Annotated in this window: 21 protein-coding genes and 1 tRNA gene; 12 read left to right on the top strand and 10 right to left on the bottom strand. The window is 36.4% G+C overall.

All coding sequences use genetic code 11. The features are described from left to right. Nucleotides 1-31 precede the first annotated feature (31 nt). The 5 genes from QNJ66_RS21095 to alaS all read left to right on the top strand — a co-directional run bounded on the left by QNJ66_RS21095 (nt 32) and on the right by alaS (nt 7,555). Nucleotides 32-1,258 (top strand): transposase, encoded by a 1,227-nt coding sequence (locus QNJ66_RS21095; RefSeq protein ID WP_300510483.1) that lies wholly within the window; start codon nt 32-34, stop codon nt 1,256-1,258. Nucleotides 1,259-1,368: 110 nt separating this feature from the next. Further along, complete coding sequence (locus QNJ66_RS21090; RefSeq protein ID WP_300510480.1) at nt 1,369-1,836, top strand: DNA-binding protein; 468 nt, start codon at nt 1,369-1,371, stop codon at nt 1,834-1,836. 284 nt (nt 1,837-2,120) lie between these two features. After that, on the top strand, nt 2,121-3,830 hold the full coding sequence (locus QNJ66_RS21085) for an energy-coupling factor transporter ATPase (protein WP_300510478.1): 1,710 nt from the start codon (nt 2,121-2,123) through the stop codon (nt 3,828-3,830). Nucleotide 3,831: 1 nt separating this feature from the next. Further along, nucleotides 3,832-4,683 (top strand): energy-coupling factor transporter transmembrane component T, encoded by an 852-nt coding sequence (locus QNJ66_RS21080; protein ID WP_300510476.1) that lies wholly within the window; start codon nt 3,832-3,834, stop codon nt 4,681-4,683. A gap of 232 nt (nt 4,684-4,915) precedes the next feature. Continuing rightward, entirely contained in the window at nt 4,916-7,555 is a 2,640-nt protein-coding gene (alaS, locus tag QNJ66_RS21075; RefSeq protein WP_300510474.1) for an alanine--tRNA ligase, read from the top strand. 230 nt (nt 7,556-7,785) lie between these two features. Here the strand turns inward: alaS and QNJ66_RS21070 are convergent. Next, nucleotides 7,786-7,859, bottom strand: a tRNA-Arg gene (locus QNJ66_RS21070). 173 nt (nt 7,860-8,032) lie between these two features. Next, nucleotides 8,033-8,785, bottom strand: coding sequence for an ABC transporter ATP-binding protein (locus tag QNJ66_RS21065; RefSeq protein ID WP_300510481.1), 753 nt, complete (start codon nt 8,783-8,785; stop codon nt 8,033-8,035). A 164-nt stretch (nt 8,786-8,949) separates the two neighbouring features. Between QNJ66_RS21065 and QNJ66_RS21060 the strand changes: the two genes are divergently transcribed. The 3 genes from QNJ66_RS21060 (at nt 8,950) to QNJ66_RS21050 (ending at nt 12,462) form a co-directional block, all read left to right on the top strand. After that, complete coding sequence (locus QNJ66_RS21060; protein WP_300510472.1) at nt 8,950-9,720, top strand: hypothetical protein; 771 nt, start codon at nt 8,950-8,952, stop codon at nt 9,718-9,720. Between the two features lie 130 nt (nt 9,721-9,850). Continuing rightward, nucleotides 9,851-11,845 carry an AarF/ABC1/UbiB kinase family protein gene (locus tag QNJ66_RS21055; protein WP_300510470.1) on the top strand — a complete coding sequence of 665 codons (1,995 nt, stop codon included), beginning with the start codon at nt 9,851-9,853 and terminating at the stop codon, nt 11,843-11,845. A 71-nt stretch (nt 11,846-11,916) separates the two neighbouring features. After that, nucleotides 11,917-12,462: an NUDIX domain-containing protein gene (locus tag QNJ66_RS21050; protein WP_300510468.1), complete on the top strand. Its 546-nt coding sequence runs from the start codon at nt 11,917-11,919 to the stop codon at nt 12,460-12,462. Between the two features lie 74 nt (nt 12,463-12,536). Here the strand turns inward: QNJ66_RS21050 and QNJ66_RS21045 are convergent, their stop codons facing one another. The 3 genes from QNJ66_RS21045 to ribH all read right to left on the bottom strand — a co-directional run bounded on the left by QNJ66_RS21045 (nt 12,537) and on the right by ribH (nt 14,028). Then, nucleotides 12,537-12,866 (bottom strand): metal-sensing transcriptional repressor, encoded by a 330-nt coding sequence (locus QNJ66_RS21045; RefSeq protein WP_300510467.1) that lies wholly within the window; start codon nt 12,864-12,866, stop codon nt 12,537-12,539. 116 nt (nt 12,867-12,982) lie between these two features. Further along, a complete protein-coding gene (locus QNJ66_RS21040; RefSeq protein ID WP_300510465.1) occupies nt 12,983-13,480 on the bottom strand; it encodes a phosphoribosyltransferase family protein in 498 nt (165 codons plus the stop codon). Continuing rightward, nucleotides 13,477-14,028 carry a 6,7-dimethyl-8-ribityllumazine synthase gene (ribH, locus tag QNJ66_RS21035; protein ID WP_300510464.1) on the bottom strand — a complete coding sequence of 184 codons (552 nt, stop codon included), beginning with the start codon at nt 14,026-14,028 and terminating at the stop codon, nt 13,477-13,479. Before ribH ends, QNJ66_RS21040 begins: the two co-directional genes overlap by 4 nt. Nucleotides 14,029-14,275: 247 nt before the next feature. Between ribH and QNJ66_RS21030 the strand changes: the two genes are divergently transcribed. Beyond that, complete coding sequence (locus QNJ66_RS21030; RefSeq protein ID WP_300510462.1) at nt 14,276-15,778, top strand: UDP-N-acetylmuramoyl-L-alanyl-D-glutamate--2,6-diaminopimelate ligase; 1,503 nt, start codon at nt 14,276-14,278, stop codon at nt 15,776-15,778. A gap of 95 nt (nt 15,779-15,873) precedes the next feature. Here QNJ66_RS21030 and QNJ66_RS21025 read toward each other — a convergent pair whose 3' ends face one another. Then, nucleotides 15,874-16,794 carry a DUF3365 domain-containing protein gene (locus QNJ66_RS21025; protein ID WP_300510460.1) on the bottom strand — a complete coding sequence of 307 codons (921 nt, stop codon included), beginning with the start codon at nt 16,792-16,794 and terminating at the stop codon, nt 15,874-15,876. Nucleotides 16,795-17,083: 289 nt separating this feature from the next. Here QNJ66_RS21025 and QNJ66_RS21020 point away from each other — a divergent pair, with 289 nt between their 5' ends. Next, nucleotides 17,084-17,944, top strand: coding sequence for a PhnD/SsuA/transferrin family substrate-binding protein (locus QNJ66_RS21020; protein WP_300510459.1), 861 nt, complete (start codon nt 17,084-17,086; stop codon nt 17,942-17,944). A 2-nt stretch (nt 17,945-17,946) separates the two neighbouring features. Here QNJ66_RS21020 and QNJ66_RS21015 read toward each other — a convergent pair whose 3' ends face one another. Continuing rightward, nucleotides 17,947-18,204 carry a chlororespiratory reduction protein 7 gene (locus tag QNJ66_RS21015; RefSeq protein WP_300510457.1) on the bottom strand — a complete coding sequence of 86 codons (258 nt, stop codon included), beginning with the start codon at nt 18,202-18,204 and terminating at the stop codon, nt 17,947-17,949. A gap of 15 nt (nt 18,205-18,219) precedes the next feature. Further along, a complete protein-coding gene (locus tag QNJ66_RS21010; protein ID WP_300510455.1) occupies nt 18,220-19,185 on the bottom strand; it encodes a hypothetical protein in 966 nt (321 codons plus the stop codon). 486 nt (nt 19,186-19,671) lie between these two features. On the opposite strand from QNJ66_RS21010, the gene QNJ66_RS21005 reads away from it, so the two are divergent. Together QNJ66_RS21005 and QNJ66_RS21000 are read left to right on the top strand one after the other, a co-directional pair. After that, the gene (locus QNJ66_RS21005; protein ID WP_300510453.1) at nt 19,672-19,830 is read left to right on the top strand and encodes a hypothetical protein; all 159 of its coding nucleotides are present in this window, start codon (nt 19,672-19,674) and stop codon (nt 19,828-19,830) included. 197 nt (nt 19,831-20,027) lie between these two features. Beyond that, nucleotides 20,028-21,299 (top strand): transposase, encoded by a 1,272-nt coding sequence (locus QNJ66_RS21000; protein WP_300510451.1) that lies wholly within the window; start codon nt 20,028-20,030, stop codon nt 21,297-21,299. Nucleotides 21,300-21,347: 48 nt separating this feature from the next. Here QNJ66_RS21000 and QNJ66_RS20995 read toward each other — a convergent pair whose 3' ends face one another. Further along, nucleotides 21,348-22,421: a phosphotransacetylase family protein gene (locus tag QNJ66_RS20995; protein WP_300510449.1), complete on the bottom strand. Its 1,074-nt coding sequence runs from the start codon at nt 22,419-22,421 to the stop codon at nt 21,348-21,350. Nucleotides 22,422-22,749: 328 nt separating this feature from the next. Further along, a complete protein-coding gene (gene ebsA, locus QNJ66_RS20990) occupies nt 22,750-23,136 on the bottom strand; it encodes a type IV pilus biogenesis protein EbsA (RefSeq protein ID WP_300510448.1) in 387 nt (128 codons plus the stop codon). Nucleotides 23,137-23,576: the final 440 nt, after the last annotated feature.

Here is a 23,576-nt window from a genome sequence, read left to right as displayed (position 1 = left end):
GATAATTAAACAACATTTTTACGGATTATTCATGAGATTAGTTGAGAGACATATTATTAAAAAAAATCATCGGTTTTATGCTGAAATTGACCGACTATGTTTCTTATCTAAAAATCTCTACAACTATGCTAATTATTTAGTTCGTCAGTCTTTCATATTTGAAAACACTTACCGTAACTATCATGATATTCAGAAAAATCTGCAATCTCAATTAGACTATCAAGCTATGCCAGCTAAAGTATCTCAACAAGTTTTGATAATACTTGAGAGAAACTGGATAAGTTTTAAAGAGTCTAATTTAGCTTACCAAAAAACACCATCAAAATTTAAAGCCCGTCCTCGTCTCCCTGGATATAAACATAAGGTGAAGGGCAGAAATGTGGTGGTTTATACGGCGCAAGCTATCAGCAGAAAAAAGCTTAAGCAGGGTATTATTAATCCCAGTAAGACTGAAATTTACTTGAAAACCAAGGTAGATACTTCAAAAATTAAACAAGTTCGTCTTGTTCCCAGACTTAACCATTATGTCATTGAGGTCATTTATGACGCAGATACACAACAATACGAGTTAGAGGAAAATCGCTACGCTAGTATTGATATTGGTTTAAACAATTTAGCTACATTAACTTTCAATCAAGCCGGAATAAAACCGCTCTTGATAAATGGCAAACCGTTAAAATCTATCAATCAATACTATAACAAAGTCAAAAGCGAATTACAATCTCTTTTGGGAGAAAATAAATCAAGCCAGAAACTAAAAAAACTTTGTAATAAAAGAGAATTCAAGATCAATGATTATCTCCACAAAGCATCTCGTTTGATTATTGATACTCTGATTAATCAGAAAATAGCAACTCTGATTATTGGCCACAATACTGACTGGAAACAGAAAGTTAACTTAGGGAAAAGAAATAACCAAAATTTTGTATCTATTCCCTATAATAAGCTCATAGAAATGTTATCTTATAAAGCAGAGATGGTGGGAATAAAGGTAATTATTACTGAAGAATCTTATACATCAAAAGCTTCGTTTCTGGATAATGATCCTCTTCCGGTTTATCAGAAAGGTCAAAAAAATCAAGTAACTTTTTCTGGGAAAAGAATAAATAGAGGTTTGTATCGTACTGGCAAAAGAAAATTAATCAATGCTGATGTTAATGGGTCGTTGAACATCATGAGAAAAGCAGTCCCAAATGTCTTTGGCCATGGGATAGAGGGTGTTGTAGTTCACCCAGTCAGAGTAATACCGGCAAAATAAGGATATGTCTTATGTGACTATATTTTTATGAACTATTAGCCACGACATTAGGATAAATTATAATCTTGAATACCAAACTCGAAACAAAGGTTATATAATGGTTTTAACTGTTGCGCAATAGTATAATATCAGAAACTTGTATTGGGACTACTCAAGCTGCTTGTCGACTTCATTTATCGGTTCAGCGTGTGCGAAAACTAGCTATAGACGGTCGTATTGAAGGAGCCTATAAAGAAAATGGTCGTTGGCAATTCCCTGTATCTTCTGATGGGATGCCCAAAATAAGCCGTAAAAATAAAGGGCCAAAAGGTGGCTGGAGAATACGCAGACAAAAAATAATGACCTTTATCCATGTTATTCAGACTATACTCAGACATAATCACGATAATAAGACTCAGTACCCCGTTATTGCCGTGAAAATGGGGGGACATAGTTTCTTATGTAATGAGGTGAGAATTCCAGGGGTTGGCCGCGTGATTTATGATCCAGAACACCAGAAAAACTGTGGCGCAACACTATTGTTTGAGATTGACCCTGATATTCCCTTGCAAATGAACAGCTTCACAGAGATGTTTTAATCTAAATCAGAAAAATAAAAAATAAATAGCTTTTGAACACAGTTTTTAGCTACACGAAAACCTCTAGCTAATCTTTGTGCTTGAGATTTTTTCTTTTTAATATACTTGGTGTAATCTCTTCTCGAAAATCAATAGATTAAGACAAAACTGACTATCTTATCAATAGTTATGCTCTATGTTATAATTTTCCTTATTAATGAATTTAGGTGATTTATGGATATTTGAGGAATTCGTAAACAAATAAAATTCAGACACAGTTAGTTAGATATAAGTATTTGAATAAAATGAACATTATTGCTGGTTTAGACAAGGTTTCTTATTTTTATCCTAATTCTAAAAAACCTGTTTTAAGGGATATTTCCTTAGAGGTTTATGAAAGAGAATTTTTGGGTATTATTGGACCAACAGGTGCCGGAAAAACTACACTTTGTTTAACATTAAATGGCATTGTACCTCAGTTTTATGGAGGTCGTTTCTTTGGCTATGTTACTGTTGCTGGTTTCGATACTTTGAAGCATCCTGTTAGTCATTTGGCTGGTTATGTCGGGGCTGTTTTTGAAGATCCAGAAACCCAATTAATTTCAACTTCGGTGGAAAATGAGATCGCTTTTGCCTTAGAAAATTTATGTATTGATCGCGATGAAATTATTGCTCGGATTCCCCGTGTTTTAGAAGCAGTAAGATTAGAAGGAACGGAAGATAAGCACCCTCAAGAATTATCGGGAGGACAAAAACAACGGTTAGCCATCGCTGCTGCTTTGGCTTTACAACCTCGTTTATTAATATTAGATGAACCCACCTCCCAACTCGATCCTGTTGGTACAATGGAAGTGTTTGCAACAGTTAAAGAATTAAACCAAGAATTAGGTGTAACGATTGTTATGGTATCCCATGCGGCCGAAGAAATGGCCGAGTTTAGCGATCGCTTAATTTTACTTTCTGAAGGAGAAGTAATAGCAACGGGAAAGCCCCAGGAAATTTATTCAGAAATTGGTTTATTGGAACGTCATGATCTGCGACCTCCCCAAGTAGCCAAAACTTTCTATGAAATCAACGAAAGAAGATTAAATATTGCTAATATACCTGTTACATTGCAAGCAGGACTTGAGCAGTTAAGAAAGCTAGAGAATATTGCTAAAGTTTCTCCTCAATTTGACTTTAAAACTGTTCCATCTCGAGAGAATAAAATCCCTTTATTACTAACAAATAATTTGACCCATACTTATGAAGATGGAACGGAAGCATTACATAATGTATGTTTAAATATATATGAGGGAGAATATTGTTTAATTATTGGTCAAAATGGTGCTGGAAAAAGTACATTAGTTAAACACTTTTTGAACTTATTACAACCTACGCAAGGAAGGGTTAAAATAAGAGAAAAAGATATAAAAGTTTTATCCGTAAGTGACTTAGCAAAATCTATCGGTTATGTGGCACAAAACCCCGATAATCAAATTTTTAGTATGACAGTAGAAGAAGAAGTTGCTTTTGCTTTGAATAATGTTGGTTACGATGGCCAAGAAATAGATAAAAAAGTTAGTCAAACCTTAGAAGAAATGGGATTATTACAATATAAACAAGCTCACCCTCTATCCTTACCCAAAGGCGATCGCGCCAGGATTATTATTGCTGCTATTTTAGCCATGGAACCTGACATAATTATCTTTGATGAACCCACTACAGGACAAGACTATAAGGGATCTCGCGCTATTTTAGAGGTGAGTCGTCAACTGCATGAAATGGGTAAAACCATCATTGTTATTACTCATCATTTATATTTAATGCCGGACTATGCAGAAAGAGTTATTATTATGGGAAAAGGTACCGTATTATTAGATGCACCTATCAGGGAAGCTTATCATCAAACTGATTTATTAGAATCTACTTATTTAACCCCACCTCAAGCGGTTTTATTATCCCAAACATTAAGTCAATTAAATAATCAAGATTATCCTTTATTAACCCCCAATGAACTAGCGGAGTGTTTCTAGTATGATGAAGTTTGAAACTGTCGATAAGCAATCAATTTTTACTCGTTTAGATTTTCGGACAAAATTATTAATGATGGTAGTTATTACTCTCATTGCTTTTGTCTGGGAAAGTCCAGTTACTGGTGGGATTTTAACTTTAATTGTTGGGACTGCTTGTATTTTTGCTGGTGTCAAATTAGAATATCTCAGCACTGTCTTAAAAGTAATGATTCCTTTCTATATTTTAATAGTAATAGTGATGGGATTCTTTAATATAGATCAGGTTAAAATATTGCTGAATACAGAAACGCTAACACCTATTTTTTCTGTTCCCAAAGAATGGTTTTGGATCGGTGGTTTAACCATGAACCAAGAAGGGATTATTTACGGATTAAATATTGTTTTTAAAACGTTAACTATGGTTTTAATTATTCCTTTGGGAATTTTCACCACAGATATTAACGACATGGTTGTAGGAATGGTAAAGGCAAATATTCCTTATAAAATAGTCTTTATTTTTTCGTCAACTTTACGATTTTTTCCCTTATTATTAGAAGAAATACAAGGTATTTTAGAAGCACAAAGGTTACGGGGTTTAGCTTTAGAAAAAATGGGAATTATCAAAAAAATAACCGTTTATGCGACTATTGCAGTTCCCTTGATTTTAAATGCCATGGCCAAATCACAAAAATTAGAAGTTGTCTTACAATCAAAAGCTTTTTCTGGTAGTTCAAAAAGAACTTATTTACACGAATCACTATTAACCCAAACCGATTATATTTGTATGATAGGTTTTGTTATATTGTTGATCGTGACAACGATTTTATATTTTAACTGGGGTGTGGGTAAGTTTCCTTGGTTACTGTATTCTTGACATACTCAACGCCTTCAGAGGATAAGGCAGGAGAAGCAAAATTCGTCAGCATAACAGCAGAAAAACTACTAGCAATGATATATTTGATCATGGAGACTGTTTCCTAGAACTCGCAAAAATAAGAGAACACTACTTAGCCTAGGATGGTTTACTTAAACTTTTGTTCATTGAATAGAATGAACAGTCAAAACCAATAGGATGAGTTATTTTTCACTAACCAGAGAACATCATAATGACCACAACTGCCCCTTTTCTAACTGGACACGAAATACGAGATCGTTTTCTACAATTTTACGCCCAATACAATCACAAAATTCTGCCTAGTGCATCCTTAGTTCCTGAAGATCCCACTGTACTCCTCACCATTGCGGGAATGCTTCCTTTTAAACCTATTTTTCTTGGGCAAAAACAATCTGACTTTCCTCGGGCTACCACTTCTCAAAAGTGTATTAGAACCAATGATATTGAAAATGTAGGACGCACTGCTAGACATCATACTTTTTTTGAGATGTTGGGTAATTTTAGTTTTGGAGACTATTTCAAAGAACAGGCGATAAAATGGGCATGGGAACTGTCTACTAAAGTCTATCAATTACCTCCAGAAAATATTGTCGTCAGCGTCTTTGAAAATGACGATGAAGCGTTTAAACTTTGGGAAGAAATGATTGGTGTTCCTCACCAAAAAATTAAACGTATGGGAGAAAAAGATAACTTTTGGAAAGCTGGTCCAACGGGTCCTTGTGGTCCTTGTTCAGAACTTTATTATGATTTTCATCCCGAATTAGGTGATGACAATATTGATTTAGAAGATGATTCCCGTTTTATCGAGTTCTATAACTTGGTATTTATGGAATATAATCGAGATTCTGACGGTAACTTAACCCCCTTACAAAATAAAAATATTGATACGGGAATGGGGTTAGAAAGGATGGCTCAAATATTACAAAAAGTTCCTAATAATTATGAAACGGATCTGATTTTTCCCATTATTGAAACTGCTGCTAAGATTGCTAATATTAACTACCAAAAATCTACAGAAAAAACTAAAGTCTCCTTGAAAGTGATTGGAGATCATGTGCGTTCGGTGGTTCAGATGATTAGTGATAATATTACTGCATCAAATACGGATAGAGGTTATGTTTTACGTCGTTTAATTCGTCGTGTAGTACGTCATGGCCGTTTAATAGGAATTGAAGGACAATTTATTAATGATGTGGCAGAAACTGCCATCCAACTTTCTCAAAAAGCTTACCCACAAGTTAGGGAAAGAGAAAGCTTTATTAAAGCTGAATTGGAACGAGAAGAGGCTACTTTCTTAAAGACCTTAGAACGAGGAGAAAAATTACTAGCTGAAATTATTAGTAAGACTGATAAGAAAGGTCAAATCTCTGGGGTGGATGCTTTCACTTTATATGATACCTTTGGTTTTCCTTTAGAACTGACTCAAGAAATAGCTGAAGAAAGCAACTTGACGGTTGATATTAAAGGCTTTGAAGCTGAAATGAAGCAGCAACAAGAACGCTCAAAAGCGGCACATGAAACCATCGATTTAACAGTGCAAGGAAGCTTAGATAAGTTGGCTGAACATATCCATCCTACAGAATTTTTAGGATATACTGAAGTAGAATCAACAGCTACAGTTGAAGCTGTTTTAATCGGGGGTAAAAGCGTTGAAATAGCAACAGCAGGAACAGAAATTCAAATTGTCTTAGATAAGACCCCATTCTACGGTGAGTCAGGGGGACAAATAGGCGATCGCGGATTTTTTACAGGAGAAAATTTAGTAATTCGTATCGATGATGTTCAAAAAGAATCAGGAATTTTTGTTCATTTTGGTCGGGTAGAAAGGGGTCAAGTTTCTGTAAATGATAGGCTTAAAGCAACTATTGATAGAGCTTGTCGTCGTCGGGTACAAGCTAATCATACAGCAACCCATTTATTACAAGCTGCTTTGAAAAAAGTTGTTGATGATTCTATTTCTCAAGCAGGATCTTTAGTGGACTTTGATCGCCTGAGATTTGATTTTAATTGTCCTCGTGCAGTTACCTCAGAAGAGTTACAAGAAATTGAGGATTTAATTAATATTTGGATCGCTGAAGCACACGATACAGAAATAGAAGTGATGCCTATAGAAACCGCTAAAGAAAAAGGTGCGATCGCTATGTTTGGTGAGAAATATGGGGCAGAAGTTCGGGTAATAGATGTCCCAGGAGTTTCTATGGAATTGTGTGGAGGAACTCATGTTAGAAATACTGCCGAAATAGGTTTGTTTAAAATTATGTCCGAAAGCGGTATTTCTTCAGGGGTAAGACGTATTGAAGCGGTAGCCGGCCCTGCGGTTTTAGAGTATTTGAAAGTACGGGAAACTGTGGTTAAGGATCTCTGCGATCGCTTTAAAATTAAACCCGAAGAAATTAGCGATCGTATCACCACTTTACAATCTGAACTAAAAACTACTCAAAAAGAATTAGAAGGGGTTAAACAAGAGTTAGCGGTAGCAAAATCTGACCAATTATTAAACGAAGCTGAGTCTATTGGTGAGTTTAAACTATTGGTTTCAGACATGGGAGAAATGGATGCCAAAGCTTTACAAACGGCAGCCGAAAGATTACAACAAAAACTAGGGGAGGGTGCAGTTATTTTGGGTTCTATTCCCTCAGAAGGAAAGGTTAGTTTGGTAGCAGCTTTTAGTAAAAAAGTCAATGAAGAAAAGCAATTACAAGCAGGAAAATTTATTGGTCAAATTGCTAAAATATGCGGTGGTGGTGGTGGTGGCCGTCCTAATTTAGCCCAAGCAGGAGGACGAGATCCTAGTAAGTTATCTGAAGCTTTATCAACTGCTAAACAACAGTTAAAAGAAGGCTTACAATAAAGAACAGTAAGGGTGGGCATTGCCCACCCTACAATCTCATTAACCAACCGATTAAATAACCTATACCCATACCACTATTCCGGAACTAGACAATGACTTCTGGGAAAATGCCAAAATAGTTGCTTCTCATCGTGCTAAGGTTTAGAAGAATAGTCCACAGAATAGTAAATTAAAACAGAGTTGAACCAAGTCTTGGTAAAAGGATATTAAAAATGTTTCTCATTTAACGACGGGACTGGCCGGATTTGAACCGGCGACCTAGCGCTTAGGAGGCGCTTGCTCTATCCAACTGAGCCACAGCCCCATTTACCACCCTTTATTATAGCAGTTTTCAATTGAGTGTATTAATTTTTCAGTTGAGTGAGTGTGGGGAGTGTGAGAGGGTTGGGAAGTATTGACATTTTAATCTTTAATCTATCAAATTCATGATTAATAATAGTTTTAGTATTATTACATTTTCTGGAAAAAATACATAAATTATTCCCCTAAATAAGCTTCGAGAACTTGGGTATTTTGTTGAATTTCTTCAGGAGTACCGTCAGCTAAGTTAGTTCCTTCAGCTAATACCCAAATATGATTACATAAAGACATAACCACATCCATATTATGTTCAATAATTAAAAAAGAAATCCCCTCACGATTCCAAGTAATAATATGTTCACAAATTTCTGCGATCAGGGTAGGATTAACTCCGGCCGCAGGTTCGTCTAGTAAAATTAGTTTGGGACGAGTCATCAAGGTTCTAGCCATTTCTAAGAGTTTACGCTGTCCTCCAGACAATGCACCGGCATAATCGTGTCGTTTTTCAATTAATCCAACGGATTTTAAAATATCAAGGGCTTTTTCTTTATTGTCTCGTTCCTCTTGTTTAACCTGGCCTCGTTTTAACCAAAGTTCTAAAAAATTTTCGCCAGTTTGTTTTTGAGTAGCGAGTAACATATTTTCCAAGACCGTAAGACGGGATAACACCCTAGCGACTTGAAAAGTACGAATACATCCTTGTAAAGCTATTTTATGGGGGGATAAATGTTGAATCGCTTCCCCGTCAAAAAGGACTTCCCCTTGATCGGGACGAATAAAATTAGATAAAAGATTAAATAAGGTGGTTTTTCCAGCACCATTGGGACCAATTAAGCCGGTAATACTACCTTGTTGCACCTGTATATCAGCATTATTGACAGCTTTTAAGCCACCAAAGCTTTTAGATAGCTGTTTAGCATCGAGAATCATCGAAGAAGAATCGGTCATTATTATAAGCAGAAATAATTTTTCAAACAACAAGGTTAAGTTTTACAATTCTAAGATATCATACAATAATGATGTCTTGATTGCTCTGCAATTACTCAATAAAATTGATTAGATTAGCAATCTCTGTTTAGGTATTTATTAATCCGATGAATGAAAAAACTAAAAATTTTTGTTTTTGTACTTTAGCTTTTAATTCCCCTTATCGCAACATGAGCAGAGAACTAGCCCATGATTTAGAAAAATATGCTCCTGGAATTAAAGTATTGATAGGAACAGATAAAGTTGAAGATTTTAAAGATTGTGATAATGTAATTAGTTATCATCAAAAACAGCAGGGAATTTTGCATTGCTACAACGACAAAAGGTTTGTCCTTGACTTTGCCTTATCTCAATTTGATATAGCAATTTTTATTGATGCTGATACCCGTTTTTATGAACCATTACCCACAGAAATAGAGAATTTTTTAGGCATTCAAGGAACTCACAAAAATCTGATAAAACATATTACTAAATATCGATCTGATAGACTCAGTGTTGTGCAAAAATTATCTGAGAAACTCCAGATTAATCTTGATGAGGTTAGTTACTTTGGAGAATCTATACTTATGGTTTCTAACCAAGATAATCAAGCTCAAATATTCTTAGAGAATTGGAGAAGAATTGGTTTATATTTAGAATTAAATGGAATTCACTCAGGAGAAGGTATCACCATAGGAATGGCCGCATTTTTAGCCGGATGGCCTTCAAAAAAAAGCCAAGATTGGGAAACATTCAATCAGATAGCACAACATATTGATGCTTCTACAATTGTTAAAAAAACTCCTTGGCAAAAATTACAACAAAGATTAGGTTATCATTATCGCTTAAATAAACAAAGGTTATTAGCATTAAAAGATTTTAATTTTTATTATGGTTAGAAATAGCTAAAATTTTTATCTAAATCCAGCCGTTAATCGAGAAATACCTAAAACATTAATCACAAAATGAACGGAATTTGTTACAATAATTTACAAAAGGATATATTTTACTGAACTTACAATTATCTTTATGCCTCAATCAACCCTTCCCCCAGATACCCCTACGGCTGAAACCATTACTATTGATGTGCAACCCCGTCACATTCCTCAGGGACACAGTGAAGACTTGGGACCGATCAGTGATATGTCTCCCGAAAGTTGGCAGTATCGTCCTGAAACAATTAACGACTACTATCGTAAACGTCTTCCCCAGGTTATTAGTCGTCTCATCAATGTGTTCTTATTATTCGTCCGTTTTGCATTAGGATTATGGTGGGATAAAATTAGAGGAAAAAACCCTAAAGAAGAGAGAAAACGAGCTATTCATCTACGGGAAATGCTCACAGAATTGGGACCGACTTATATTAAAGTGGGGCAAGCTTTATCCACAAGACCAGATTTAGTTCCTCCTGTTTATTTAGATGAATTAACGACATTACAAGACCAATTACCCTCTTTTCCTAATGAGGTTGCTTATGGTTTTATTAAAGAAGAATTAGGTCAAAATCCCCAGAGCATATATGCTGAATTATCAGATAAACCCATTGCTGCTGCTTCTTTAGGCCAAGTTTATAAGGGAAGATTGAAAACAGGGGAAAAAGTAGCGGTTAAAGTGCAACGCCCCGATTTAATTAAACGAATTACTTTAGATATTTATATTTTACGTAAACTGTCCATTTGGGCGCAAAAAACCTTTACCTTTCTTCGTTCAGATTTAGTAGCTATTACAGATGAGTTGGCAGGTCGTATTTTTGAAGAAATAAACTATATTCAAGAAGGAAAAAATGCGGAAGAATTTGCTAAACTTTATGGACATATTCCTGAAATTTATGTGCCTAAAATTTACTGGGAATATACAGGCAGAAGAGTATTAACAATGGAGTGGGTTGAGGGAACTAAATTAACTAATATTCAAGAAATCCAGGCACAAGGAATCGAAGCCACACACTTAGTAGAAGTAGGGGTTAATTGTTCTTTACGTCAATTATTAGAACATGGTTTCTTTCATGCTGATCCCCATCCAGGTAATTTATTGGCCATGAAAGATGGACGATTAGCTTATCTTGATTTCGGCATGATGAGTCGTATCAAACCTTATCAAAGATATGGATTAATTGAGGCAGTTGTCCATTTAGTAAATCGCGATTTTGATGCTTTAGCTTATGACTATGTTAAGTTAGACTTTTTGAAACCAGAAACAGACTTAACTCCCATTGTTCCTGCTTTAACAGAAGTATTTGGTAATGCTTTGGGTTCTAGTGTTGCGGAACTAAATTTCAAAAGTATTACGGATCAAATGTCGGAAATGATGTATGAATTTCCTTTTAAAGTTCCTGCTTATTATGCTTTAATTTTACGCTCAATGGTAACCTTAGAAGGAATCGCGATCGGTATTGATCCTAACTTTAAAGTATTAAGTAAAGCCTATCCTTATGTAGCCAAAAGATTATTAACCGATCCCTCTCCAGAATTACGTGCTTCTCTAAAAGATTTATTATTTAAAGAAGGAAGTTTTCGCTGGAATCGCTTAGAAAATTTGATGAAAAATGCTAAAGATTCCCAAGATTATGATATTGATAAAGTTGTGGATCAAGCTGCTGATTTTCTCTTCTCTTCACGGGGTGAATTTATTAGGGAAAGATTAGTCAATGAAATTACTAATGCTTTAGATATGTTTAGCCGTCGCACTTGGTTTAATATGTCTAGTATTGTCAGAGAACAAGTGGGATTAGCTGTTCAAGAAACACCTCAAGATTTACAAGATAATAGTGAGAGTTTTGAACACTTAAAAAACATCTTACAAATTCTGCAAAACACCCCTGGTTTTGATCCCATGAAGGTTGTTCCTTTGCTGATGAAACTATTAGGAAAGCCCGAAACTCAGCAAATGGGTCACAAAATTGCTGAAGGATTAATGCAGAAATTGGTTGCCCGTTTAGTTCGTAATTTACTGCTAGAAATAGATCAACCAGTAGATAATAATGTGAGGACTATTAACACCCAAAAGTCTTTACCAGCAGCTTAAATAAGACCCCGTCGTTGACATTGTAGGGGTCAACGGCCGCTGACCCCTACAATACAGTAAATAATCCTGCCATGAACAAGCAAACTCCTTGGCGTACCCTTGAACTTTTCCTGGAACTTAATACCCCTTGGCTTAGTTTAATCGGTGAAAAACTGGAAAATAATCGTCAAGAAATCTTAGATTATTGGCGAGTAGAAAAAGTTGATTCTGTTGTTATTATTGCGATTCAAAATAATCAACTTATTTTACCTAATTCTTCCTATCGTCCAGGGGTGAAACAAGTTACTCTTGATTTTCCTGGGGGAAGAGTTAATCCGAGTTTAAGTCCAAAAAATGCAGCATTAGAAACACTCCGTCGAGAACTAGGAATAAATGAATTTGATCTTGTAAGTTTAAATCCTTTAAATCAAGTAGGTTGGGCTATTAATAGTTCTTTTTCTAACCAAAAACTCTACGGTTTTGTAGCAGAAATATCACCTCAGATTATCATTAATAGTAAGCAGATAGAAAAGATTTATCCGACAACTTTAGAAGGTATCAATAACTTACTAAAAGACTTAAAGTGTCTGCAATGTCGTGCTGTTTTACAAGAGTGGTTATTGCAGTACACAAATTAGTTAACATTTTACTGTACATTGGCTTTTATTTATATATAATAGTAATTATCGATGAAGCTTTTTTGAGTCATTGATTAGGGTAAAAATCGGTCCAAAGCTGACTTTAATTCTTGCAATTCTTCTTCGATATTTCCTTCTTGAGCAGCACGGGCAACACATTCATTCAAATGTTCGTCTAGAATAATACGAGATACCCGATCAATGGCCCCTCTAACCGCAGCTAATTGAACTAAAACTTCGGGACAAGGGCGACTTTCTGAAACCATTGTTTTGACTCCCCTAATATGTCCTTCTATGCGAGAAAGACGATTAATAATCTGTTTTAATGATGTTTCACTATGAACATGATTATGACCATGATCATGGTGATGGTTGTCTCTACCTTTTACATTACTTTGAGTCAATGATTTCCGTTTAACCTCAATTTCTACTAAAAAAATACTTATACACTATTGATTTTAGCTTTTTAAATTAATATAAGCCTAATGATCTTAATTATGACACAAAAAAAGTTTAATTATCAATTGATTAACTCTTCAATATCCATTGTCTCGTAACGTTCAAAAGGTTGGTGAATCCAAGGATTATCTGCTAAATATTCGACATAATAATCTGGTTGAAACTGGGAACAACTTTTATACCAAATAACAGCAGTACGGAGTTCTTCAATAGGGAAACCATACTGTTGTAACCATTGACTCACTTTCTCTAAACTAACTCCAGAATCAGCTAGATCATCCACCAATAAAATACGATTTCCTAACTTATTATTGGTCATGGCTAAATGTTGACCAATTTTGATTTCTTCACGAGAACGTTTATCTTCTCCTCCGTAGGATGCAGCAGCAAGTATTGCTAAGGGAAGATCATAAAGACGACTGAGAATATCTCCCACCCGTAAACCTCCTTTAGCAATACAAACAATTTGGTTAAACTGCCATTGAGATTGATATATTTTCACCGCTAAAGTCTCAACATGACGGTGATACTCTTCCCAAGAAACGGATAAATCTGTCATTCTGAGATCATCGGGTTCTTTAACTGAGAAACGGGCAAAGCTGCTTGAGCATTATTAGCCGGAAGTTCACCCCTAAGTTGACCCATTAAACTAGCCATTTCTAGAGCGTTTAAGGCATAATTCCAGCCCAAATTACTCTTAATTCCAGCCCTTTCTAAAGCTTGCTGCATGGTATCTGTGGTTAAAATACCGAAAACCACTGGGGTTCCTGTTTGAAAGCCGGCTGCTGCGATGCCTTTAGCTGCTTCGGCTGCGACGTAATCAAAATGAGGAGTATTACCGCGAATAATCGCCCCTAAACAGATAATAGCGTCATAATTACCCGATAAGGCTAATTGACGGGAGACTAAAGGAGTTTCAAAACTACCAGGAACCCACACATAGTCCACTTGGGTTCCGTGGGGGTTAACATCAACCCCGTGACGCTTCAAGCAATCTTGACACCCTGATAAGAGTTTATCTGTTACTAAATCGTTAAAACGACCAATAACGATGGCAAAACGCAAAGCGGACGTATCTTGGGCAAAAGTTCCCTCAAAAATGGTCATCGAAAATTACTGACTTAAACCTATGCTAGTATGTTAGGTTAATTAGTTATCTATTGTCAACCCTTAAACAAAGTCCCTCTCAAAGGGAAAAGTTTTAAACAAAATTTTTTCGATAATTAATTAATTTAATTACCTGGAAATTTTTTCTTTTCAAGAATAAAAGAAACAAAATTTGATTCATTTCAATCATCTTACCTTGTAGGTAAAGATAATTATCCATTATTAAACGGTTAGTTATTTAAAGATTATGTTAACCAGCAAAAAACTTCAGGACTTATTAAATAACGTTTCCAATCTTCCCTCTCTTCCCACTCATTCTGCTCTAGAAAGAGAGGTTAAAGGAATCTCAACCAACTCCCATTCTTGTCAACCTGGGGATATATTTATCGGTATGCCAGGAACTCGTGTAGATGGCGGTGAGTTTTGGCAAAGTGCCATGGAAGTCGGGGCTGTTGCTGCTATTATTAGTCCCCAAGCTGCCCAAAAGTTCCCACCTAAAGATGATAATTGTGTAATCATTGTTGAGGATATTATTACGGTAGCTGCGCAAATCGCAGCAGCTTTTTATAACTATCCGGTACAACAATTAAAAATGGTTGGGATAACAGGAACTAATGGGAAAACAACAACTACTCATTTAGTTGAATACTTTCTGAGTCAATGTCAAAAACCAACCGCTTTAATTGGCACATTATATACTCGTTGGTCAGGGTTTGAACGAACGGCCGTACATACCACACCTTTTGCCCCTCAGTTACAAGAACAACTGGCCGAAGCAGTGGCAGCTAATAATGAATATTGTGTCATGGAAGTCAGTTCCCATGCTTTAGTCCAAGGACGGGTTAAACAATGTCCTTTTCAAGTTAGTGTCTTTACAAATTTAACCCAAGATCATCTTGACTTTCATAAAGATATGGAAGATTATTTTGCAGCAAAACGGTTATTATTTACCCCAGATTATTTACAAGAAAAGGCCATTGTTAACTTAGATGATCCCTACGGGAAAAGATTAATTGATAGTTTCCAGCCTGAACAAGTTTGGACTTATAGTGTTGAGGATAAAAAAGCCGATTTTTATACCAGTAATTTAACCTATCAAGCTAACGGAGTAACAGGAACTTTAAACACCCCATTAGGTAACATTGAATTTACTTCTCCTTTAGTGGGACAATTTAATTTATCTAATGTTTTAGCAGCCGTAGCAACGGTTTTATATCTCGGTTTAGATTTAAAAGAAATTGTCGAGAAATTACCGAACTTTTTAGGAGTTCCTGGCAGAATGGAACGGGTACAAATTAACGAAAAACAAGATATTAGTGTGATTGTTGATTATGCTCATACGCCCGATAGTTTAGAAAACTTATTGAAAGCTGCTCGTCCTTTTATTAAAGGCAAAATGATTTGTGTGTTTGGCTGTGGAGGGGATCGTGACCGTACAAAACGCCCTTTAATGGGTCAAGCATCGGCTCAATTAGCTGATGTTTCGGTGGTAACTTCTGATAATCCTAGAACAGAAGATCCTCAGCAAATTTTAGAAGATGTTTTAACAGGAATTCCTGAAACAGTTGAACCTTTAGTTATTAGCGATCGCGCCAAAGCTATCAACACAGCAATTTTACAAGCCAACCCTGGAGATGGTATTTTAATTGCAGGAAAAGGTCATGAAGATTATCAAATTTTAGGCACAGAGAAGATTCATTTTGATGATCGAGAAGAAGCGAGAAAAGCTCTAGAAATTCGCCTGAAATAAGCCCCCGTCGTTAGCAACGAAGTTTAAATTAAAAGTAAGACCCCGTCCTTAAAGACGGGGTTTTATCAATAATAATTATCCATTATCCATTGCTTCTACTCTGTATCAGAATTTAACATATTCATTGCAATATCTAAACTAACTTTCATACGGTTTAAAGAAGCAGCTAACATTCCCATTTCATCGTTATAAGGATGGGCGAATTCTTGACTTAAATCTCCCGTACTAATGCGCTGTGCTAACTGTGCCATTTTCTTTAAAGGAGTTGTTACTGAAAATGTCAAGAAAAAGTTAATTAAAATAATCGCCAAAGCTAAACAAGCTATTAAAATAAAAGTGACAGAAACTTGTAGTTTTTTAGCACTTTCAAAAACAGCATTAGCAGGAACCAAAATCATTTGCGCACCAACAATTTCGTGTAGTTTCCAATTGAAACCATTTTCTCTACCATAGGTTGTTAATAAGCTTTCTGGAGCAACATCTGGGGTACTGTGACAGCGTAAACAAGTCTCTTTAGAAACTTCTAAAGGACGGGCAATATAGAAAATATCACCACTATTAAAAGAACGAAAACCAGAAACTTGTTCGAGACTTTTATCATTACGAAATTTCTGAACAATTTTCGCTTCAAAGTCATCAGCTTTGTCCCGTAAATTAGTAGGGTTTAAAGTCGCTTCTTTGTAGAAAAAGTCTTTGTAACCCCCTTGTTCTCGAAAATACTCAAACACTTCCCTTGCGGAATAAGCAGGAACCGTTTGGGGTAAAAATTGATAATCTGTTTCCAATCTAGATGCTAATTCCGGGTTGATTTTAGTGCTAGTATAATTACGAACTGCACTCATGGTTTCCATAAGAACTAAAGCTTTATCTGTCACGACTCCTTCCGCATTGTGAGACATAATTAAAGATAAAACCCCACCACTTAGAAAAATAGTAATAACAGCAATAAAGATCAATAAAACATTTAACTTTGTGGCAATTTTAAGATTCTTGAGCAGATGATTGTCTTTAAACATGGTTTTATTCTGAGAAGCATAAAAAAAAGACGATAAAATATCGATAAACTAACCAATCATTGCCAAAGACTGTCAGCCAAAAGCCTAGAAATGGCTTAAACTTGAGAAACCATTATCAACAAACATTAAGAATATTGCTGAAAATGGAGTGCTAGTCTCCTCTGAGGTTAGTTCATGGCTTATCATGATAGTAGTATGCCCAAAAAATAACTAAAACTTTCATAGTTACTTTGAGCGAACTAAAATAATAAAGAGAATGTTGTTAGCTTAACTTTTATTGATTACTGACATGAAATTTCGTTGTTTATACTTAGTCTTAATTGTTTTTACCTTGTTTGGTTGTCAGTCACGACAACAGTTGCCCTCTCGTATCACTTTAGGTGTAGTTAGCTTTGGAGAAGATGAACAATTAGAAGAAAAATACGGAGAATTGAAAACATATCTTGAATCAGAACTCAATAGTATCGTAGAATTAGAACCTGCCTATAACGAACGTCAGGCCGTTGCTCAAATTAATGATAAAGGTTGGGATCTTGTGTTTGCTTCTCCTGGTTTAGCAGCGATCGCCAGTCAAAAATCGGCATATATACCTATTTTGCCCCTAGAAGGAGGACTCAACAACCGTTCTATCTTTGTTGTTGCTCAAGAAAGTTCTTTTCAAAATCTCTCTGACTTAAATGGCCAATCTGTTGCCCTTGGACAACCTGGGTCGGCTACAGGCTACTATTTCCCTTTACTGAATCTTTATGGGCTAACCTTAAGTAACATTCGTTTAGCGGCCACACCAAAACAAGCATTACAATGGCTTGCTCAAGGGGAAGTAGTAGCCGCAGCCATGTCTCTTGAACAATATAATCGTTATCGTGCAACAGTTCCAGAAAACAAATTCCGTGTTCTCTATCAAGATGATAATTCTGTTCCTAATGGCTCTGTTTTAGTCTCTAATCAGCTTCCCCAAATCGAACAAGAAGGACTACTTAGGATTTTAACCTCTGCCCCTCCAATGATTTCTGCTTCTGTGGGATACATTGCTAATGGGGAGGTTCCTAATTATCAGGAATTAATAGGAGTAATTGATAAAGTTACCCCTATTACTGATAACATTCAACAACAACCAGCTATCTTATACGAAGAAGAAGTTAAAAATTAAGCTTATTTTTCTAAGCGGATAACATACCATTGTAAATAACTATCTGAACCCATATCGAGATCACAAAAATTCTCCATTAAATATTCTGCTTGTGCCTCCACTGTACTAAATTTTTCTAATTCTCTCGGTAAATCATTTTGACGAGTGACTAAAATTTCTTTGAGTTTTTCTAATAATTCTTGAGCAGTGAGTATCTGTTCTTCTTGATCGGGTTCGAGGACAACAAAACCATCCTCTTGATACATAATTGAATCTGCCATAATTTTGAGTAAAGATTATTTGATTGATTGATTTCTTTTGAGGATAATAAGCTCCTTACCTACCACTGGAGTACGAGCCACTAGATTGCCTTGATTGTCTAAAATATCTAATTTCCTAAAATCAAAACTTTGAGAGCGTTCTAGGATATTGTTACCTAGACTATCTTGTTCTTCAGTTGTTAAATTATACCATTGATAACCTACAGTTACAATGAGACGGCTGCCGATAAAGTTGGCTTCTATTCTCCCAATCAAATCGTCAGGATATTGATTAGTTAAATCTGTTACTTCTTTCTGGATGGCTGCAATTAAGCTTTGTTCTGGGGTTAATTTTGGTTGAGGAGAAGGGGCATTTTTAATCGGTTCTGGTAACGATGGTTCCTCTAGTTGGGGTGGGGTTTCTACTACTTGATTTTGAGTAGTTTCTGGAGAATTATTAAAAATTTTCAGATTAGGTAAAGTTGGTTTAAATAAGAAAAATGATGTGGACAAAATAACAACAATAAGTAATCCTACAATGCCGGCTATTTTTCCCCCTGATAAATTTTTGATAATCGAAGAAGTATCAGAATCTTCTTGTTCGGTACTGTCGAATTCTTCAACTTCTTTGCTAGTTTCTTCTATCGTTTCTGTCTCCTTAGTTTCTGTTGAAGTCAGATCATCTGCCCAATTTTCCAGGCCATCTATTTCTTCATTTTCTATACTTTCTGCCGATAAATTTTCGGTTAGCAATTCTGTTTCTTTTTCTTCCGTTTTTAGAGAATTCGCAATCATTTCTGTACTATTAATGAGTGCATTTAAGCTTTCTTGCTTAGGTAAAGTGGTAAGATTTTTATCACTGATTTCATCAACAATTATATCCAGTTTAGTAATGGTATTTTTGAGCAGACTTATCAATTCTTCTTGGGAAAATTCATCTGTTGGCGATAAAGAAACATCAGAAATATTTGAGGATAGAGGAGAAGGCTTTTCACTAGACATAAGTTAACTTCCTCATAGAGTAATCAATAGTAAATGGGGGAGGTTTGCGGTTAAATTTAAACCCCAAAAAGTTAAGAATATTCTTTTTAGTTTGGTGTCGTTGACTACTAGACAATTTATCAATTTTGTGTTAATGAAAACCAAATAACAAAAAAATTGAAACCGTAGACATAGCTCCAATTTATCATTTATGTTAACCAATTTGCTCGAATGTTTAAGGATTGTGGCAAAACCTTCATCATTCAAACATTGACTTGCTTGGAAATTAAGTGTTATGGTAGTAGGGTTTGTAAAAAAGACTTGATAAATTCGTATTTTCTCGGACATGCGAAAATACGGACTAGACAAAGCAAAAAAGTATACTTGCCGTTTTACGGCGCACAAGTGTCAAGAATCAACTGGAATAGTTCCAGTAGGTTTTCCGAGGGAAAGTCCCTATTCACCACCTGTGGTGGAGTATATCATCATTGAACAGAGGAATCCATTGTGGCTAAACGTCGTAATTTAAAGAAAGAAAAAGCTGAACGTAATCAAGCTTATGCCCGTCAGTTTCGTCAAAAAACTTCTCGTTCTTTTTCTCGTGGTCGCTCCTATTCTAACGATCAAGAAGACAAAAACGAAGATAACAACGATAACCAATCATAGTGAAAAGAGGGTTGAGGAAATAGGCACACGAGAAAATATGGGAGCTTGGTAGCCCCGTCTCTTTAGAACGGGGTGGAAAAGCGACTCGCGCGGCTTTAGCCTCCGTCTGAATTAATGTCGGGCATGATGATGATCATTAATATAAGCCATAACTTTAGCGGTACTAACTTTTCCACATTTGTTTCGAGGATTAAAATTTGTTTGGATGCCAACAAAATCTAATCAAAGAAGACAAAAATACTTTGTCCATCATTGAGTATCTTTGTTCTGAATCCAATGATTTATATAATTGTGCTGTCTACTATGGTCGTCAAATTTTCTTTAAAACTAGAAAAATAGTCACAGGATATGACCTAACGGCACAGATGAAAACTAACTTGCATTTTAAAGCTGGTTACGCTTCTTCCATGCAGCAAACTTGTTTGAACGTTGGAGAAGCATTTAAGTCTTTTAAGAAATTATTGGCTAAAGCTAACAAGGGAGATTTAGAGCAAAAGCCTCGTCCTCCTAAATACCGTAAGTCAGGGGGGTTATTTACAGTAAGCTACCCTAAAAAATGGTTAAAGCTTGTTAATGGAAAAATTAGATTTCCATTAGGAAGGCAAGTCAAAGTATGGTTTGGAATTTCTGAGTTTTTTCTTCCCATGCCTTCAAATTTGCATTGGTCAACCATAAAAGAGATCAGACTTCTACCAAGGAACCGGTGTTTTTATGCTGAATTTGTTTATTCCGAACAAATTAAGATGCAGCCCTTAGATGAGTCTAAAGCGTTAGGCTTAGATCATGGCTTAAACAATTGGCTTACTTGCGTCTCTAATACAGGAGATAGCTTCATTGTGGATGGGAAACATTTAAAATCAATCAACCAATGGTACAACAAACAACTAGCAAAGCTAAAAGAAGGAAAACCACAAGGTTTTTGGTCTAGAACATTAGCAAACATCACAGAAAAGCGTAATCGACAAATGCGAGATGCTACCAATAAAGCTGCAAGAATAGTTATCAATTACTGTCTTGTTAACAGCATAGGTACTCTAGTTTTTGGCTGGAATCAGGGACAAAAGCAAGGAGCTAACTTAGGGAAAAAGAATAACCAAAAGTTTGTTTCTGTGCCTACAGCTAAATTAAAAAATCGTATTGCTCAACTCTGTCAAAAGTACGGTATTAGGTTTATTGAAACAGAAGAAAGTTACTCTTCAAAAGCTAGTTTTCTAGACAATGATGAGCTACCGAAATACGGTGAAAAACCCGAAAGGTGGCACGAGAGCGGAAAACGAGTGCAAAGAGGACTGTATCAAACTGCTCAAAATCAGTATATTAATTGTGATGCCAATGGTGCGGCCAACATCTTGAGAAAAGTAAAGGCAAGGCTTGAATTAGATTTGAGTCGAGTCAATAGAGGCGTTTTGACAACGCCCATCAGAGTTAGACTTTGGGCTAATTCTGTGCAAGAATCCCCCCGCTTGTAGCGGGCGAGAGTGTCAATCCCCTTTCCTCTTGCAACAATCGTTTTAAACTCATGTAAGGTTTAATTGTGAGAAAAAACGCTCTATATCGAAGTTTTTAGCCATTAATTCCTGAATACAGCCAACTTTGATTTTTTCTTGTAGTCGTACTTTGCCAAAGGATTGATCAACGATTTCCACCGTACTTAATGTATCGAGATCAACAGAAAGGATCGGCACTTCTACATCTTCAGCACGACTGATAATGAGCGGTTGAGGGTTCATGTGTCCTGTCAGGATCAGACAACTGGTAGAAGTTTCTAGGGCAGCTAGTTGTAGATCGGTGCGATCGCCTCCTGTAACAACAGCTTTATTTTGCCCTTGTCGGAAATATCCTAAAGCAGAGTTAACATTCATCGCTCCAATAGTGAGGCTTTCTACCATTAAATCTAAGCGATCGTTGCGACACAAAACTTGAGCATCTAGCTGACGAGCAATTTCGCGAACACTAACACTTTGCAGTAAACGACTAGCGGGTAATAAAGCTAAGACGGGAATACCATGACTTTCGAGATAGGGTTTAACCAAAGTTTGAGTTGTTTCTAGCTCTTGAGTGGGAATATTATTAATAACCATCCCAACCAAGCGATCGCCCAATGCTAGTTTGACACTTTCAAGACTATCTACCACCAAGGGAGAATTATAACGGGCTACCAACAACACATAAGCGTCTAGGGTTGTGGCCATATCGAGAATAGATAAACCAAAAATACTGCCTTGGGAAAGGGTTCCAGCCCCTTCTAATATGACCACGTCAGCCTCTATACTGGATAAACTTTCCTGCAACAAGGCCGCGTAGTCTGAGTCATCCTCTTGTTTGAGTCGTTTTTCCAGTGTTAGACTTTGCAAGTCCACCAGAGGCCAGCGAACCTGAGCTTCTTTTAAGCCCAGGGCTTCAGCAATAAATTGTACATCTGCTTCTTTGGGGTTAGGGTCTTGCTCCTTGAAACAAGTCCCAATAGGTTTACTGTAGGCAATGGAGAACCCTTTGTTTTGAAACTCACGGGCGAGTCCTAAAATGGTTCCTGACTTGCCAGTGTAAGGTTCAATTGAGGCTACAATTAAGTATTTGGTTGACTTAGCCACCCTGTTACTCCTTAATTTTCTATGGGTTTAGCTGTCCGCCGCGAGAAGCCCGACGCTATATTGTCTGCGGAGTTTAACAATCGCTGAAACAATCAGCGTCGGATGAATCGCGGACAGGGTTTGTGATATGATCAAAGGGCTTGACACGGCAAGTAAATAGCGACAACCAAGCTATATACATCCGAAAATTTGATTAACCGTGTACTCTGACCTTCGGGACGAGGGGCAAAGCCTATGGCCTTGATGTGAGACTCGCTGCTCTTCGGAGCAGAAAGCTGTCCATTGGGTAGGAAGCCAACGCAATAATCTTCAATTTGGCGTAGGTAGTTCACGAGGCAGACTCTTCACAGTGTAGCAACTTGCGATAGAATCCCTGAGGAAAATCTGCTGTTTGTCCTTGTTGACAAGATTTAAGTGCTGAAATCAGATAGTCAATAAATTCCGCATTAAGAATAGTAATTTCATAACTTAAATCTGCTTGGCCATCAAACTGTATCCGGCAACGAGTGATTTCTGAGGGCAACTTAGATACATACCAGGTAGCCACAAAGGGGATACCTTTTCCCCCTTCAATGCGCCTTGTCCCTTCTAGATGTCCTAAATCGTATAGAGAGATGGCATAGGGGAGAACTTTATGTTTATCTTTAGGATAATAGGGCTGATAGATCATTACCTTGCTTTTGGAGGCAGGTTGGATGTCTTCGATGCTAGTCATAAAGCCAATAAACCTTCAAAGGTGTGATGGAGTAATTAATCGGTAATCCTGCTGACTTTTATTATAAGCAACTTTGTTCAACAAATCTAATTAAGGATAAAAGTGAAATACCCTATCAATTCATTATTTTTAGCTCTCAGTCTTGTTTCTCTTTACTCATGTGGCCCAATAAAAGTCAATCAAGATCAACAAACAATAAATATAGACTCTTCTGTGTCCGATGAATCGAACCCATCTCACACTACTATCTATGTTAGTCCTGACGGTTATTTGGGTTTGACATACTCCCACCACTAATTGCTTCGCTCTTGTGTAGCAATATAGTGGGGGATTCTCTCCGTATCACTACTAGAGATTCCTTGTTCAACGAGACAACTTAGATTATCAATGTTGCCATTAACAACCCAGAGGTCGGACTCTCCCAAGGCGTTTGGGTCGGT

It is taken from the genome of Crocosphaera sp. (assembly GCF_030064895.1).
Classification (GTDB): Bacteria; Cyanobacteriota; Cyanobacteriia; order Cyanobacteriales; family Microcystaceae; genus Crocosphaera.
Note: the sequence above shows the minus strand (reverse complement) of the source record. Positions and strands in the feature narration are given on the sequence as shown.